Annotated in this window: 17 protein-coding genes; all 17 read left to right on the top strand. The window is 41.5% G+C overall.

Annotated elements, in window-relative coordinates:
* Position 1 precedes the first annotated feature (1 nt).
* The 17 genes from ndk to ACH8E3_RS01000 all read left to right on the top strand — a co-directional run bounded on the left by ndk (position 2) and on the right by ACH8E3_RS01000 (position 17042).
* Positions 2-445, top strand: a complete 444-nt coding sequence (gene ndk, locus ACH8E3_RS01080) for a nucleoside-diphosphate kinase (RefSeq protein ID WP_458630731.1) — start codon at positions 2-4, stop codon at positions 443-445.
* Entirely contained in the window at positions 436-1269 is an 834-nt protein-coding gene (locus ACH8E3_RS01075) for a CheR family methyltransferase (protein ID WP_458630730.1), read from the top strand. The genes ndk and ACH8E3_RS01075 overlap by 10 nt, the downstream gene beginning before the upstream one ends.
* A gap of 90 nt (positions 1270-1359) precedes the next feature.
* Positions 1360-1521 carry a hypothetical protein gene (locus ACH8E3_RS01070; RefSeq protein ID WP_458630729.1) on the top strand — a complete coding sequence of 54 codons (162 nt, stop codon included), beginning with the start codon at positions 1360-1362 and terminating at the stop codon, positions 1519-1521.
* A gap of 181 nt (positions 1522-1702) precedes the next feature.
* Complete coding sequence (aroC, locus tag ACH8E3_RS01065) at positions 1703-2872, top strand: chorismate synthase (RefSeq protein WP_458630728.1); 1170 nt, start codon at positions 1703-1705, stop codon at positions 2870-2872.
* A gap of 2 nt (positions 2873-2874) precedes the next feature.
* Positions 2875-3981: a 3-dehydroquinate synthase gene (aroB, locus tag ACH8E3_RS01060; protein WP_458630727.1), complete on the top strand. Its 1107-nt coding sequence runs from the start codon at positions 2875-2877 to the stop codon at positions 3979-3981.
* Positions 3974-4339, top strand: coding sequence for a chorismate mutase (gene aroH, locus ACH8E3_RS01055; RefSeq protein ID WP_458630726.1), 366 nt, complete (start codon positions 3974-3976; stop codon positions 4337-4339). Before aroB ends, aroH begins: the two co-directional genes overlap by 8 nt.
* 294 nt (positions 4340-4633) lie before the next feature.
* Positions 4634-6187, top strand: coding sequence for an anthranilate synthase component I (trpE, locus tag ACH8E3_RS01050; RefSeq protein WP_458630725.1), 1554 nt, complete (start codon positions 4634-4636; stop codon positions 6185-6187).
* A 97-nt stretch (positions 6188-6284) separates the two neighbouring features.
* Complete coding sequence (gene trpD / locus ACH8E3_RS01045; RefSeq protein WP_458630895.1) at positions 6285-7325, top strand: anthranilate phosphoribosyltransferase; 1041 nt, start codon at positions 6285-6287, stop codon at positions 7323-7325.
* A complete protein-coding gene (trpC, locus tag ACH8E3_RS01040) occupies positions 7315-8124 on the top strand; it encodes an indole-3-glycerol phosphate synthase TrpC (protein WP_458630724.1) in 810 nt (269 codons plus the stop codon). Before trpD ends, trpC begins: the two co-directional genes overlap by 11 nt.
* Position 8125: 1 nt before the next feature.
* Positions 8126-8815: a phosphoribosylanthranilate isomerase gene (locus tag ACH8E3_RS01035; protein WP_458630723.1), complete on the top strand. Its 690-nt coding sequence runs from the start codon at positions 8126-8128 to the stop codon at positions 8813-8815.
* Entirely contained in the window at positions 8812-10008 is a 1197-nt protein-coding gene (gene trpB / locus ACH8E3_RS01030; protein WP_458630722.1) for a tryptophan synthase subunit beta, read from the top strand. The genes ACH8E3_RS01035 and trpB overlap by 4 nt, the downstream gene beginning before the upstream one ends.
* Positions 10005-10811 carry a tryptophan synthase subunit alpha gene (gene trpA / locus ACH8E3_RS01025; RefSeq protein ID WP_458630721.1) on the top strand — a complete coding sequence of 269 codons (807 nt, stop codon included), beginning with the start codon at positions 10005-10007 and terminating at the stop codon, positions 10809-10811. Before trpB ends, trpA begins: the two co-directional genes overlap by 4 nt.
* Before the next feature lie 24 nt (positions 10812-10835).
* Complete coding sequence (gene hisC / locus ACH8E3_RS01020; protein WP_458630720.1) at positions 10836-11927, top strand: histidinol-phosphate transaminase; 1092 nt, start codon at positions 10836-10838, stop codon at positions 11925-11927.
* 49 nt (positions 11928-11976) lie between these two features.
* Positions 11977-13074 carry a prephenate dehydrogenase gene (locus ACH8E3_RS01015; protein WP_458630719.1) on the top strand — a complete coding sequence of 366 codons (1098 nt, stop codon included), beginning with the start codon at positions 11977-11979 and terminating at the stop codon, positions 13072-13074.
* A gap of 213 nt (positions 13075-13287) precedes the next feature.
* Positions 13288-13953: a GntR family transcriptional regulator gene (locus ACH8E3_RS01010; RefSeq protein WP_458630718.1), complete on the top strand. Its 666-nt coding sequence runs from the start codon at positions 13288-13290 to the stop codon at positions 13951-13953.
* Between the two features lie 40 nt (positions 13954-13993).
* Positions 13994-15691 (top strand): dihydroxy-acid dehydratase, encoded by a 1698-nt coding sequence (gene ilvD / locus ACH8E3_RS01005; RefSeq protein WP_458630717.1) that lies wholly within the window; start codon positions 13994-13996, stop codon positions 15689-15691.
* Between the two features lie 115 nt (positions 15692-15806).
* Positions 15807-17042, top strand: coding sequence for a sensor histidine kinase (locus ACH8E3_RS01000; RefSeq protein WP_458630716.1), 1236 nt, complete (start codon positions 15807-15809; stop codon positions 17040-17042).
* Positions 17043-17049: the final 7 nt, after the last annotated feature.

The following is a 17049-nucleotide window of genomic DNA, read 5'->3' as shown; positions in this document are numbered from 1 at the left end:
CATGGAACAGACTTTTCTAATGATTAAGCCTGATGGTGTACAACGTGGATTAATTGGAAGAATAGTAAGTCGATTGGAAGATAAGGGATTTACGCTAGTCGCATGTAAGTTTACAAACATAACACAAGAGCAAGCAGAATTTCATTATAAAGAACATATTGGGAAGGACTTCTTTCCTAATCTAGTCCATTTCATTACTTCTGGACCTGTCTTTGCTATGGTATGGGAAGGTGATGATATCATCGAATTATCCAGAATGATTATTGGTAAAACCAATGTCAAAGAAGCACAACCAGGAACCATTCGGGGAGATTTCGCAGCACACACACCATATAATTTGATTCATGGATCGGATTCTATAACGAGTAGTGAGAGAGAGATTGGTAACTTCTTCACAGCAGAAGAACTTGTGAAGTATACGAAAGAGCTTACAACATGGATATAATGAACAAAACACTCCCGAAAAACATTGTTACAGAGAGTACAGCCGTTGACCATGACTATATTTCATTTATAGAATCCATTAAAAAAGCGACAGGGATAGACCTTTCGCAGTATAAAGAAGGACAAATGAAGCGCCGCTTAACGACACTCCGTACGAAACATGGATATACATCCTTTCAATTATTCTTTCAGGCAATGAAGCAAGATAAAAGCTTGTTATATGAATTCTTAGATCGAATGACTATTAACGTATCTGAGTTCTGGCGTAATCCGAACCGTTGGGAAGTTCTTCGAGATATTATTCTTCCTGAGCTTGTTAGTAGCAACACAGGGCGTCTTAAAGTGTGGAGTGCAGCATGTTCTACAGGTGAAGAGCCTTATACGTTAGCAATGATTCTATCGGACAAGAAGCTATTATCAAATACGAATCTCGTTGCTACAGATATTGATGATGGGGCATTAGATAAGGCGAACAAAGGACATTACCTAGAGCGTTCGTTGAAGGATGTTCCTAAAGATGTTGCAAATAGATATTTCACACAAGACGGTTTAATGTATCGAATCGATGATGCTTTGAAGAAATCTGTTCAATTCAAGAAACAGAATCTATTGCTGGATACTTTCGAGAATTCCTATGATCTCATTGTTTGTCGTAACGTAATGATCTATTTCACGGAAGATGCGAAGAATATGTTATATCATAAATTTGCTAAGAGTCTTCGTCCAGGGGGATACTTGTTTGTGGGTAGTACAGAACAGATATTCTCTCCAGCGCAATTCGGACTTGAACCAACGGAAACTTTCTTTTATCGTAAAAAAGCCTAGATTGCATGATCAAAAATGTATATTATCCTCTCCACTACACGATACTACTATTCATAGTACATTATGGGTTAGTGAAGGGATGATTTACTATTGGATAAGCGTAAGGTGATCAAGGCCTATCAGCGAGGATTCATTACGATTCAAGAATGTGGTCAGATTCTAGGATTAGAACAAGTGCAACTCAATCGTTTGATATTTGATTTCGCACAAGATCGTATATTGGTTGATACATTAGTCTCAACCGATCAATAGTAGTGAAGTATCCTGTCCTATGCGCCGTATCCTTTCATTGTGGAGAACGGCGTTTTTGTTATGATTAACGATAAATGAGAATACGTATTGTTGTCAAAGTCTATGTCCTATACTATAATAAGCAAAGATATTATCGGAATTTAGCCATTCACAGTATGAAAGTATAAAGGGGGAAAATAACATGAGTTTACGCTATTTAACAGCAGGGGAGACTCACGGACCCCAACTGACCGCCATTATTGAAGGTCTGCCAAGTAATTTAACTTTGGATTTCGAAGCGCTTAACTTTCAATTACATCGTCGTCAAAAAGGATACGGTCGCGGAAGACGTATGCAAATCGAGAAAGATACGGCGCAAATTGTCGGTGGTGTTCGACACGGGTATACAACAGGAGCACCTGTGGCACTCGTTGTTGCGAATAATGACTGGACCCATTGGCGTAACATTATGAATATAGAGCCTATTGAAGGTACTGACGAAGAGAAACGTCGTGTACACCGTCCTCGTCCTGGACATGCGGATCTGAATGGTGGACTCAAGTATAATCTGAAAGATTTGCGTAATGTACTAGAACGTTCTAGTGCAAGAGAGACAACCGTTCGTGTGGCATGTGGTGCTATTGCACGTCAATTTCTAGAGGCATTCGGAATCAAAATCGCTGGCCAAGTTATCCGTATCGGCGAGATCGAAGCTCCTGCACATGATTTATCCATAGATGAATTGATAGAGCAGACTGAGAAGTCCTCTGTGCGCGTAGTTGATGCAGAGACGGAGAAGAAGATGGAAGCTTATATCGATCAGATTAAAGAAGATGGCGATTCTATCGGTGGTGTGGTCGAATGTATCGTAGAAGGCGTTCCTATTGGTCTAGGTAGCTATGTCCAATATGATCGTAAGCTTGATGCACGTATTGCGCAAGGTGTGATGTCAATCAACGCATTTAAGGGTGTAGAGATTGGGATTGGATTTGAAGCAGGTGTACTCCGTGGTTCGCAAGTTCATGATGAGATCATGTATAACGACGAGAAGGGCTATCACCGGGCAAGCAATCGATTAGGTGGATTTGAAGGTGGTATGACTAACGGAATGCCAGTTGTGGTTCGTGGGGTTATGAAGCCAATACCTACATTATATAAACCACTTCAAAGTGTAGACATCGATACCAAAGAAGCTTTTACTGCTCAAGTTGAGCGCTCGGATGCATGTGCAGTTCCAGCTGCTAGTGTAGTGATGGAACATGTCGTTGCATGGGAAATTGCTAAAGCATTTATGGAGAAATTCGGTGGTGATTCGATGGACGAGATTAAAGCGAATTATAATCAATATCTCGCTCAATTGGAGAGTTACTAAATATGAGAACTGTGAATGTCGATCTAGGTGAGCGTTCATATCCTATTTATATTGGATCAGGTCTGTTGAGCCGTATAGGTCAGTATTTCAAGCAACATGGGATATCTACTCAAAGCCCATTATTGATTGTGACAGATGATCGTATTGCTCCGCATTATCTAGTCAAGACAGAAGCATTGCTTAATGAAGCGGGGTATAATACAGTCTCACATGTTGTCAAATCAGGTGAGACATCCAAATCATTAGTCGTATTCGAAGATGTTATGACTACAGCGATTGAGGGTGGATTAGATCGGAATTCGGCTGTCATTGCCCTAGGTGGTGGCGTCGTTGGTGACTTGGCAGGCTTCGTCGCTGCATCGTATATGCGCGGAGTGAAATTCATTCAGATCCCAACGACAATTCTTGCCCACGATAGTAGTGTTGGTGGCAAAGTAGCCGTTAATCACCCTTTGGCTAAAAATATGATTGGTGCATTTCATCAACCGGAACTTGTCCTATATGATCTGGATACGTTACAGTCGTTACCTGCGAGGGAAGTGTCCGCAGGTCTGTCTGAAATGTTGAAACATGGTCTTATTCGTGACGGTGATTTCGCTAGATGGTGTAGGGAACATGCAACTGAATTGCTGGCACTTGATCCCGAGACATTAGGATACGGATTAGAGCGTGGTTGTTCGATCAAGGCAGAGATCGTCTCTCTTGATGAAAGAGAAAATGATCTGCGAGCTATTCTAAATCTTGGACATACAATTGGACATGCGATTGAGGCTGTGGCAGGTTATGGTGAATACTTGCATGGCGAGGCTATTTCAATCGGCATGGCTGGGTCAGCGTTATTGGCTGTTCGTCTGGGAAGAGATGCGGATATCTATAATGAAACGGTGAGTATGTTGCAATCCATTGGTCTACCCGTTACGATGGCCGCACATTTATCTACAGATGACATTATGAATGCCATGAAACATGATAAGAAATTTAGGGAAGGGCAGATGCTCTTTATTATACCTGAGTCGATCGGGTCGGTAAGCATTGTGAAGGATATTCCAGAACAGCTTGTTAGGCATACCATCGACCAGCTTAGAGAAGGAGGGAAAGCTCTTGTATAACCGTGGTATTCGTGGTGCAACAAGCGTTTCGCGAAATGATGAGCAGGAAATACTGCAAGAGACAATGACACTTCTTCGAGAGATTGTCGTCCGTAATGAGATTGAACCAGAAGACATCTGTAGTGTATGGATCACAATGACACATGATTTGGATGCGACTTTTCCTGCTAGAGCTATTCGCCAACTAGAAGGATGGGATTTAGTTCCATTGATGTGTTCGATGGAAATTCCTGTTCAAGGTAGTCTTCCTCTGTGTATTCGGTTCATGATTCAAGTGAATACCATGAAGAGCCAAAAAGAAATGCAACATGTGTATCTTAACGATGCACGTAAGTTGCGGCCTGATCTTTCAAGCTAAAGTACGGAAAAATATTTAATTTCAGGGTTGTCAAAGTTCATTGGAATCATGTATAGTGAGCTTAGATGAGTAGAGTTTAGTTGAGATGAGTATAGTTGAGCAGAGTCCATAAGTTATTACATTCGGTACTGAATCATATTCTGATTCTTGTACGTATTCCTTTAGTATATCTATTGGGGCATACGATCAAGAATATATGGTTAAGTGACCGGACTCTTCCATATACTTAATGATCTAATAAACCTCTACCACGGTAGAGGTTTTTCTTATATTTATGATAAGGGAGGGATGGTCATGATGACCCCTAGTTTAGAGAAAATAATATCATTATCCACGCAATATAATTTGATCCCTGTTGTGAAAAGACTTCTATCTGATATGGAGACACCGATTCGTATATTCCAAAGATATGCTCAAGAAAGCCATGCATTTCTGTTGGAAAGTGTTGAAGGGGGAAGTCAATGGGGAAGATATTCTTTTATCGGAACGAACCCATTCCTCATGATATCAGGTAAACAAGGTCGTATTGTACTAGAAAAAAATGGTGTAGAAGAAGTGATGAAGGGGAAGCCAGTAGAGGAACTTAAGGCTGTATTACGTTCCTATCGTAGTCCCAAACTAGAGGAAATGCCTCCATTCACAGGTGGTGCCATCGGATTCTTTGGGTATGATTTACTTCAATACTACGAGAATTTACCTGCACATGCTGTAGATGACCTCCATATGGATGATATCCGCTTCATGTTCTGTGATACAGTCATTGTGTTTGATCATGTGAAACAACAAATCTTACTTGTAGGTAATGTGCATGTCAAAGATGGAGACACCAATCTGGATATCACGCAATCATACGAAGAAGTTAGTCGTAAATTGGAAGCCATTGCTGAGCAATTGCAAGAACAAGGTCCACGTGAGAATGTAAATCGTCATAGCATCCCGCAGGATGTAGAATTAGGCGAAATTAAATCAAATATGACTAAGGAACAATATATTTCCAACGTCGAACAAGCGAAAGAATATATTCGAGCGGGAGATATATTTCAAGTGGTATTGTCTCAACGTTTTCATATCGAGACCGAAGTATCACCATTACATGTATATCGTGTACTTAGAACGTTAAATCCTTCTCCATATATGTACTATTTAAAAATGGATGATGAAATTATAGTAGGAACTTCTCCGGAAGCACTAGTCAAGGTAGATGGAGACCGAGTAGAGACTCGGCCCATCGCGGGAACAAGACCCCGAGGTGTCACAGATAGCGAAGATCGGGCTTTGGCAGAGGAATTGCTGGCAGATGAGAAGGAACGAGCGGAACATCTCATGTTGGTCGATCTTGGACGTAATGATCTAGGAAGGGTCTCGCAATTTGGAACGGTGAAATGTGATTCACTGATGGAGATCGAGAAGTACTCCCATGTCATGCATATCGTCTCAAGTGTATCTGGACAGTTACGTGAAGACAAAGACTTCTTCGATGCATTTATATCTTGTTTACCTGCTGGAACGGTATCAGGAGCACCTAAGCTTAGAGCCATGGAGATTATAGCTGAGTTAGAGAAAGAAGCACGAGGGGCCTATGCTGGTGCTATTGGATACCTAGGATTCTCAGGGAATATGGATTCATGTATTACAATACGCACGTTAATTTTCCGCAAAGGGAAGGCATATATTCAGGCAGGAGCAGGGATTGTGTGGGATTCAGTTCCCGAGAAAGAGTACGAAGAAACCGTGAATAAAGCCAAAGCTTTGTTAAAAGCAATCCGTACAGCTGAGTTGATGTTTCCATCTAAGCAGAGAATAGATGATACGATAAATCAAGATTATTTATACGAATATACGCCATAAATGTTGAGATGAGCAGAAACAAATAAAAGATATGGAGATGAGCATAGTGGAGAAGAGAACAGAACAGTTGAGTATGGTTAACAAACAAGGTAATCAAATAGAGCATGCAGCGATGATCAAATCAAATTTATCGAAGTTGATGCAAGGTAACCATCTTACACGTGAAGAAGCTAGATCCATTATGGAACGCATCATGGAAGGATCAGTGACACAAGCGCAAATCGGTGGATTATTAACAGCGCTTCGGATGAAAGGTGAAACTGTGGAGGAAATCACAGGTTTCGCTGAGGCTATGAGGGGAGCAGGTTCACGGATACTGACAGAAAGTTCCCAATTGCTCGACACTTGTGGTACAGGTGGTTCAGGAATCCATAAATTTAACATTTCAACAACGTCTGCTATTATTTCGTCGGCGGTATCTGTTCGAGTAGCGAAGCATGGCAATCGATCAGCCTCTGGTCGTGCAGGAAGTGCGGATGTACTAGAAGCGCTTGGTGTGAATATCAATATTACGGCAGAACAAGCGAAACATTGTTTGGATGAGATCGGTATATGCTTCTTGTTCGCTCAAATCTATCATCCATCGATGCGCCATGCAGCAGCACCGCGTCAAGAGCTAGGCATTCGTACGGTATTTAATATGCTGGGTCCACTGACGAATCCCGCTGGTGCTGATCGTCAACTGTTGGGGATTTATGATCGCAACATGACAGAGACCATTGCGAATGTACTCAAGGAGCTGGGATTGAAGAGAGCCCTAGTCGTCTCCAGTCTTGATGGATTAGATGAGATCAGCATATCAGCCCCTACACAAATATCGGAGTTGCGAAAAGGTGTTGTGACAACGTATGAAATAACTCCGCATGATCTAGGGCTTGAAATGCATCCTCTGGAGAAGGTATTGGGTGGCGATGCTAATCAGAATGCGGAAATTACTCGTGCTGTACTTCAAGGTGAAAAGAGTCCATATCGTGATGTTGTTCTAGCAAATGCAGGAGCTTGTATTTATATTTCCGGCATTGCAGACAGTATACAAGAAGGTGTGAAATTAGCGGCCGAAGCCATAGATAATGGTAGTGCTTATGCTAAATTAAATCAATTGATCCAAATGACAGGAGAAGAATCTCATGTATCTTGATAAAATCGTCCTAACTAAAATCAAAGAAGTAGAACAATTGAAGAAAAATCTAGATTTAACGATTGCTGAAGGCATCATTGCTGATATGCCTCAGACAAGAGGATTTGAACGCTCATTGAGTACGCGAAAGCGTAGAAATATGGGATTGATTGCTGAAGTGAAGAAAGCATCCCCGTCCAAAGGACTTATACGTCCGGATTTCGATCCTGTAGCGATCGCATTGGCTTATGAAGAGGCCGGTGCGGATTGTCTATCGGTATTAACAGATGTGGACTATTTTCAAGGTAGTGGTGAATATTTGAAGGCTGTTCATGCTGCCGTGAAGTTACCATTGCTTCGCAAAGATTTCATCATAGATGAACATCAAATCTACGAAGCGCGATTACTGGGCGCCGATGCTGTTCTACTTATAGCTAGTATATTAACTCCTTCTCAAATATCAACTTTCATCAAGACAGCTTCTACGATTGGATTAGATGCGCTTATTGAAGTCCATAATACGGAGGAATTAGAGGGTGTACTAGAACTAGATCAAGCTTCGTTGATTGGAATTAACAATCGTAATCTGCAAACCTTCGAAACATCATTGGAGACGACCGCTACATTAATGGCTATGATCCCAAAAGGAATTACGATGATTAGCGAGAGTGGCATAGCTAGTGTGGATGATTTATCTTATTTAAGAGAAGCGGGAGCAAATGGTGTGTTAATTGGGGAGTATTTCATGCGTCGCAATGATATTGCAATGGCTGTGAATGAGTTGATGGGGCCTATTGTTGCGTTGAAGGAAAGCCGATAACATGAGAAATACAATCGTAAAAATATGTGGACTTCAGGACGTTGAAGTGCTAAAATCTATGTTACACTTGCCGCTAGACTTCGTTGGATTTGTCTTCGCAAATAGTCGTAGACAAGTGACGGCAGAACTAGCAAAAGTGCTTATAGAGCAACTTCAAGATTGGCAGAATGAGACAAGACCGAAGAGTGTGGGGGTATTCGTCAACCCAGACTTAACCGAGTTAGCACATGTGATGGAACAAGCCCCATTAGATGTTATTCAGTTGCATGGACAAGAAGATGCAGTATTCTGTGATGAGGTGAGACGTCGCTTTGGAGTGAAAGTATTCAAAGTGATATCTATACAAGGAAGTGACAGGGAGAATCTTGACGGAGTTAGTCAAAAGATGCAGGATATTCTCGATAAGTATGTTGGAGCTGTCGATGCGATACTTCTGGACACATTCGACCCAATCTATGGTGGGGGCTCAGGGAACACGTTCTCCTGGGAAGTCATTCCACAATATCAATCTTGGTGCGAGTCACATGGCATGCCGTTAATGATAGCAGGTGGCTTAGATCCATCCAATGTAGGCGAATTAGTGATGAAGTATCATCCTTATGGCCTAGATGTTTCTAGTGGTGTTGAAAGCAATGGCTTAAAAGATATAGATAAAATGAAATCTTTTGTGGAAAGGGTGAAACAAATATGACGCAAATGCCAGATGAGTATGGTCGTTTCGGTAAATTCGGTGGTCGTTTTGTACCCGAAACATTAATGAGTGCACTTCTAGAATTAGAGGAGGCCTATAAAGAAAATGTAGCAGAGCCAAGTTTCCAAGAAGAAATTGATTATTTGTTGAAGCAATACTCCGGGCGTGAGACCCCACTGTACTATGCGCAACGACTTAGTCAACAATTGGGTGAAGCTAAAATTTATCTGAAACGTGAGGATTTAAATCATACAGGCGCTCACAAGATAAATAATGCGATTGCCCAAGGGATTCTAGCTAAGCGTATGGGCAAGAACAAAGTTATTGCGGAGACCGGTGCTGGACAGCATGGTGTAGCTACGGCTACAGTAGCGGCTCTTCTCGGTATGGAGTGCAAAGTATTTATGGGTGAAGAAGATACGAAGCGTCAAGCGTTGAATGTCTTTCGGATGAAACTTCTGGGTGCCGAAGTTATTCCAGTGACATCAGGGACACGTACTTTGAAAGATGCTTGTAATGAGGCACTTCGTTATTGGGTTAGTCATGTAGAAGATACATTCTATATTCTAGGTTCAGCCGTGGGGCCTCATCCCTATCCGATGATGGTTCGGAATTTCCAAAGAGTCATTGGAGATGAGACAAGACGTCAGATTCTGGAGAGTGAAGGACGACTACCTAATGTACTGGTTGCTGCCGTAGGTGGGGGAAGTAATGCTATTGGGATGTTCTATCCTTTTATTGAAGACAAGGAAGTGGCCATGATTGGCGTGGAAGCGGCAGGAAAAGGTGTGGATACTGACTTTCATGCAGCAACGATGACACATGGAACACCTGGTGTATTCCAAGGTTCCATGAGTTATCTTTTACAAGATGACAATGGACAAATCCAAGAAGCACATTCTATATCTGCTGGATTAGATTATCCAGGAATTGGACCAGAGCACTCTTATCTGAAAGATATTGAACGTGTACAATATGTGCCAATCACCGATCAAGAAGCACTCGATGCGTTGGAACTCCTGTGTCGCACGGAAGGGATCATTCCTGCTCTTGAATCTGCACATGCTGTGGCCCAAGTGGTCAAGTTAGCACCTACTTTAAGTAAAGATGATATCGTCGTAATATGTCTGTCTGGACGTGGGGACAAAGACGTAGAATCGATCATGGCATATAAGGGAGGAGACCCTTCATGAAAAGAATGGAACGAACATTCCAAGCACTGAAAAGCCAGAATAAAACGGCACTCATGCCTTTTCTGACCGTAGGCGATCCTGATATCGAGACAACGGTAGATATTATCATCCAACTCGAGGCTGCAGGAGCAGATATTATCGAGTTAGGTGTACCGTATTCCGATCCATTAGCTGATGGACCCGTAATACAACGTGCATCAGAGCGGGCTTTGAAGCATCATGTAACAATCAGAAGCTGTATGGAGACGGCAGTGAAGGCACGTCAAGCAGGCGTGGAGATGCCATTTGTATTGTTTACATATTACAACCCTGCTTTACAGATGGGACTGGATCTTTTCTTTGAAGAGGTGAAGTCGCATGAGATCAGTGGATTAATTATTCCTGATCTTCCCATTGAAGAATCCGAAGATATGAGACGCCGTGCGGATGAAGCGGGAGTGAGCTTTATACCACTGGTAGCCCCGACATCCAACGAAAGAATTCAGAAGATTGTTAGCAATGCTAGTGGGTTTATATACTGTGTATCCTCTTTAGGGGTAACGGGAGAACGCGCAACATTTCATAAAGGTGTCGAAGAATTTATTCAGAACGTTCGAAATTATACGGATATTCCGATTGCCGTTGGTTTTGGCATATCTACACAGGAGCAAGTAGCCCATTTCTCTCAGATCTGTGATGGTGTAGTGGTTGGGAGTGCTATTGTTCGGGAGATTGAATCTGTGATCCCATTATTAAATGTGGTTGAGACAAGACAACAAGGTCTCTTGCAAATACGGGATTTTGTGGCACAATTAAAAGAATAAAAGACAGAGAGTGAGGGGGATAAGATGCAACCTAAATCCCATATTGTTAATCTACCAGTATATCAGCCAGGTAAGCCTATTGAAGAAGTGAAGCGTGAACTTGGATTGGACGAGGTTATTAAGTTAGCTTCTAATGAGAATCCTTACGGTGCATCACCAAAGACAAGAGACGCTATTCTATCAGAACTCGACAATATTAGTATTTACCCAGATGGTGGTTCGGTGAACTTAACTGCCGTATTAGCACAACAATTAAATGTGAATCCTGATCAAATCATATTTGGTTGTGGGTCTGATGAGATCATTGCCTTGATTACACGAGCTTTCTTCGTACCAGGTGATGAGACGATCATGGCTGATCAGACGTTCTCTGTATATAAAAGTAACGCAGATATAGAAGGTGCTGTATGCATTGAAGTGCCATTAAAAAATGGTGTTCATGATCTGGATGCCATGCTAGCTGTTGTAAATGAAAGGACGAAGATTGTATGGGTCTGTAATCCTAACAATCCAACGGGAACCATCGTTTCGGAGAACGAATTGACAACATTCCTAGATGCTGTTCCACCGCATGTAATGGTTGTACTAGATGAAGCTTATTGTGAATTTGTAATCGATTCTTCATTTCCAGATGGCATCACATTGTTAGATAGATATCCAAATATCGTTGTGTTACGTACCTTCTCCAAAATATATGGTCTTGCTTCTTTACGTATAGGTTATGGTGTGGGCAACGCTGCAGTTATTAAATTAATTAATCAGGTCCGTGAACCTTTTAACACTTCACGTATTGCTCAAGCAGCTGCCATGGCAGCACTTCAAGATCAAGCGTTCATAAAGGAATGCAAAAGATTAAATGCAGAAGGGTTAATCTATCTGCAACAAGAATTTGACCGTCTAGGACTATCCTATCTACCTGCACATGGGAACTTCATTATGGTGGATGTTCTTGAGCCGTCAGGGAATGTGTTTCAATCGATGTTACGTAAAGGGGTCATTGTCCGGGCAGGACATCAGAAATATCCCAACTACATTAGAGTAACCGTGGGTACGCCAGAACAGAATCAAATATTTATCCAAACATTAGAAGAAGTATTAAACCTAGCCTCGGTATAAAATAACATTTGACGCTATGTTAATTTAAGATGAATAGAAGTGGAGAACTATGAACAAGACAAAAGTAGCTATCTTTGGTGTGGGGTTGATCGGCGGATCATTAGCGTTATGTTTCAGGGACGAGCCGGATATCACGGTGGTGGGCCATGCCCACCGCCCTGAATTAATTGATAAATATATGAGTAAAGATGTTGTGGACTATGCAACCGAATCGATAGAAGAAGCAGCATCCGATGCGGATGTCATATTTCTTTGTGTTCCAGTAGGTAAATTAGAACAATATTTAACTGAATTAAGTCGTTTACCTTTGAAAAAGGGCTGTATTATTACGGATGTGGGCAGCACGAAGGCAAGTATATCGGAAGCGGCGAAATCACTACCATTTAAGGATGTCTATTTCATTGGAGGACACCCGATGGCAGGGTCGGAACAATCAGGCGTGGATGCTGCATCGATTCTTTTATTCGAGAACGCCTATTATGTATTGTGTCCACCAGCAGATGTCCCAACGCATATCGTTGAGGTGTTAGAAAAGCTAATATCTTATACTAGAGCTCGTATTGTGAAAGTTGAACCTAAGCTTCATGACGAAATCGTGGGTGCCATTAGTCATTTGCCTCATATTATCGCTGTAGCTTTAGTCAACCAGATTAGTGAATATAATGAATCCAATATGTTATATCGTAGATTAGCAGCTGGAGGATTTAGAGATATCACTCGTATTGCATCTAGCGATCCTGTCATTTGGCGTGATATTCTTCTGAATAATCATGAGGTCATGCTACGGTTACTGCAAGATTGGAATGAAGGAATTGCTTCCTTTATTGATATGTTGACGAATCATAATGGGCAGGGGATCGAAGATGCCTTCCTCAAAGCGAATGCATTCCGTAATGAGCTTCCAGAAGGAAGAAAAGGAATGATTACTTCGCTGTTTGATCTGTATCTTAATGTACCTGACCATCCTGGTATTATTGGCAAGATCACGACAGAACTGGGTGCTCAACAAATTAACCTTAGCAATATACAGATTATTGAGAGTAGAGAAGAAGTCCCGGGTGTTATGCGTCTATCTTTTCGTGTGGAAGAGGATATGGAAAAGGCTAAAAGGATATTACAAGAACTACAATATACGGTATTCTCATAGTTTTAAAAGTGTTTACATTAACTTTTGAAACAGTTATTGACAAATGAAAACGTATACAATATACTTGGTTTACAGTATGGTTTCTCTCCACTCCTATCCAAATAATTCTGCTCTAGCTTGAGCAAAGACCACTTTGAAAAAAGTGGTCTTTTTTTATACCTCTTGAATTAAATACATATATGCGATATATTGCATATATGAAGGAGGGCTGATATGCCGATTCCAAGCGATTACGCATCGCCTACACGAATGTCTGCGAAAGAGAGAGCATACACGCAGATCCATCGATGGATTATTGATGGAACACTTCAACCTAAAGAACAATTGATTGATGCTGAATTAGCTGAGGCGTTAGGAGTCAGTCGAACTCCAATTAGAGAAGCTTTGCTATTGTTGGAAGTTCAAGGATTGGTTGAGGTTCATCCTGGGAAAGCTACCATAGTCAAAGATATCAATAAGGATGATATTCTGAAATTGTATCCTGTGTTCGCAACCTTACATGCATTGGCAACGGAATTAGCAACATCGGTGATTGGTCCAGATCAAATGGAACAATTAAAAATGTTAAACGCCAAGTTCGCAGAAGCGATTGAGAATAAACAACCATATCAAGCGATGGAAATGGATGAGCAATTCCACAACTTAATTGTGGAAATATCAGACAACCTGTATGTATCAACCTTTAGTTCAACTATTCAGACGCATATTCGTCGATTTAAATATGTGTTTCTGAAGCAACATGAGACGAACACCGATACATCGGTTGAGGAACATGAGGCAATTATTGAAGCCATGGAACAACGTGATGCCGTGAAAGCGTCAGCAATTATGAAACAAAATTTATTAAGACCCATGAATGAACTATATACATTAATTTGATGATAATGAACAACCCCAAACTAAAGGAGCTGAGTGGAAGATGGCGGAGTATAAGGACTTACGAACACGTAGTAAAGACATAAGTGAAGGTGTGAATCGTACGCCTAACCGCGCGATGCTTCGCGCAGTTGGATTTACAGATGAAGATTTCAAAAAACCGATGGTTGGTGTAGCAAGCACTTGGAGTGAAGTCACACCATGTAACGTGCACATTGATGTCTTAGCAAGAGATGCTAAGGAAGGAATTAAAGAACATGGCGGCGCGCCCTTAATATTCAATACCGTTACCGTGTCTGATGGAATAGCAATGGGCCATGAAGGGATGTTATACTCCCTACCAAGCCGTGAGGTTATTGCGGATTCAATCGAAGTAGTTTCGAATGCAGAACGTTTCGATGGATTAGTTGCCATTGGGGGCTGTGATAAGAATACGCCTGCTTGTCTGATGGCGATGGGAAGAATGAATATTCCATCCGTCTATGTTTATGGGGGAACGATTCAACCCGGAAGACTAGATGGACAAGATGTGGATATTGTTACGGCTTTTGAAGCAGTTGGTGCTTACCACGAAGGTACGATCAACGAAGAACAACTACACAAAGTCGAATGTAGCGTATGTCCTGGAGCGGGGGCATGCGGTGGAATGTATACAGCCAATACAATGGCATCTGCGGCAGAAGCTTTAGGAATGACTCTACCGAGTTCATCATCTACACCAGCGATTTCTTCTGGTAAATCAGTGGAATGTAGAAATGCAGGAGAGGCTGTCATAGGTCTATTGGAGAAGAATATTAGACCTAGAGATATTATGACGAAAAAGGCTTTTGAGAATGCTATCACGGTAGTTATGGCACTTGGTGGATCAACGAACGCGTTTCTTCATCTATTGGCAATCGCCCATTCTGCGGGAGTCGATCTGTCATTAGATGATTTCGATAGAATCCGAGTGAAGGTTCCACATCTAGCAGATCTTAAGCCAAGTGGTAAATATGTTATGCAGGATCTAAATGATAATGGTGGCGTTCCTGGCGTAATGAAATTGTTGTTAGAAGAGGGATTGTTGCATGGAGACTGTATGACAGTTACGGGTAAGACGATAGCTGAGAACTTATCAACATTACCTTCTTTGAAAAAAGATCAGCAAGTCATTCGTCCTTTTAATAATCCTCTGAAATCGAGTGGACCGTTAGTTGTACTAAAAGGAAATCTTGCTCCGGATGGAGCGGTAGCTAAAATGTGTGGATTAAAGAAACTTCGTTTCGAGGGACCAGCTCGAGTCTACAATAGTGAAGATGAAGCAACTGAAGCGATTGTGAACGATAAGATCAAGAAAGGTGATGTCGTGATCATTCGCTATGCCGGTCCGAAGGGTGGTCCTGGAATGCCGGAGATGTTATCACTAACAGCCATGCTTGTAGGTAAGGGATTAGGTGGCGATGTGGCACTGATTACGGACGGTCGTTTCTCGGGTGGTTCACATGGATTTGTAGTTGGGCACGTAGCCCCAGAAGCACAAGTTGGTGGACCTATCGCCCTATTGGAGAATGATGATATCATCACGATTGATAGCATAACCCAAGAGATTTCATTTAATGTTACGCCAGAGCAATTAGAAGTTAGACGTAAGAGCTGGATTAAACATCCACCGAAGTATACAACAGGAGTATTAGCGAAGTACGCTGCATTAGTATCTTCGGCATCCAACGGAGCCGTGACGGATAAAGATATCATTAAATAAATGACATATTTAGGAGTGATTGAAGCCATCTTTATGGCTGAGATCACTCCTTTTTGTAATGTGATAGGTTAGAATAGATAGGAGAATTGTGGTAAGTATGAAAGGAGAACCATTGATGGCATCGTTATGGAGATCGCTTGGATTGGCAGGTTTTATGGTGAAGAATGGCGTGTTAACCATCATCACGACACTTGTTATCGTATTTTCGATTCGAGGCATGTTAGGGAAAACGGATATTCATTGGCAACAATCGATGATGATGTTTATTTTTGTCCTCATCGTGACCACGGTATTCTTCTTTGTTATTTATTCACAAGGACGAAAGCTCAGATCGGAACAAGAGCAACTTGCTAATATATTTGAGCATATCTCAGATGGTGTCCTTGTGGTAGATCATTCCATGAATATTAAACGAATGAACCCGGCTGCACAAGCAATGTTGAGATTGGATGAAGGTGAAAATTCATTAAGCTTCTGCAAAATGTGTTCTAACTATCCGGGATTGAATAAGTTGTGTTCGTACCAAACTTGTTTTGCCTTCGATTCAACACAACAACCATTAGAGTTACAAGTAGTTACGCCAAAGGGAGAGACGAAGGCTGTTAATGTCAGTGTGTCATATTATGTAGATTCGATTCATGGACCCTTAAGTATACTTCGCATACGGGAAGTGGAAGAACAACGTCAACAAGAGCAACATCAAATTGCGAAGATGATTACACATTCTATTCTGATGGCGCAAGAAAATGAGCGAAAGCTATTATCTCGTGAATTGCATGATGGAATCGGACAATCCTTGTATAGTATTCTTATTCAAACAGAGGTATTGAAACAGAAGTTAGATGTGGGATGGTCAGATCACGCTATGGATACGTTGCAAGATGCCATACGGAATACAATTGAGGATATTCGCGATTTATCGGCAGAATTACGTCCATCTACACTCGATGATATCGGTTTGATTGCAGCACTACGTAAATATTTTCGTACATATGGACAGAAATTTGGTATTCAGGTTCATTTCAAAGTGGAGGAGTATGGCGGGCGATTACCTACTGCGATGGAAACGGCATTCTATCGTATTATCCAAGAAGCCCTAACGAATGCGGCTAAATATTCACAAACAGATGTCATTGATGTTCAATTGAAATTAGAACCTACTTCTGCTGATTTACTTATCAAAGATTATGGACTTGGTTTTGTCATGACCTCTGAATTACGAGACGGTGTCGGATTATATAGTATGGAAGAGCGGGTAGAAATTCTGGGTGGTACTTTTAATATTGATTCTACACTTGGAGAAGGAACTACAATTCAAGTTCATATATCGATTGAAGAACGTCATGGTTAATCTAGTT

The organism is Paenibacillus sp. CMAA1364 (assembly GCF_054373195.1).
The sequence above is the reverse complement of the archived record's forward strand: the minus strand, read 5'-3'. Positions and strand labels throughout refer to the sequence as shown.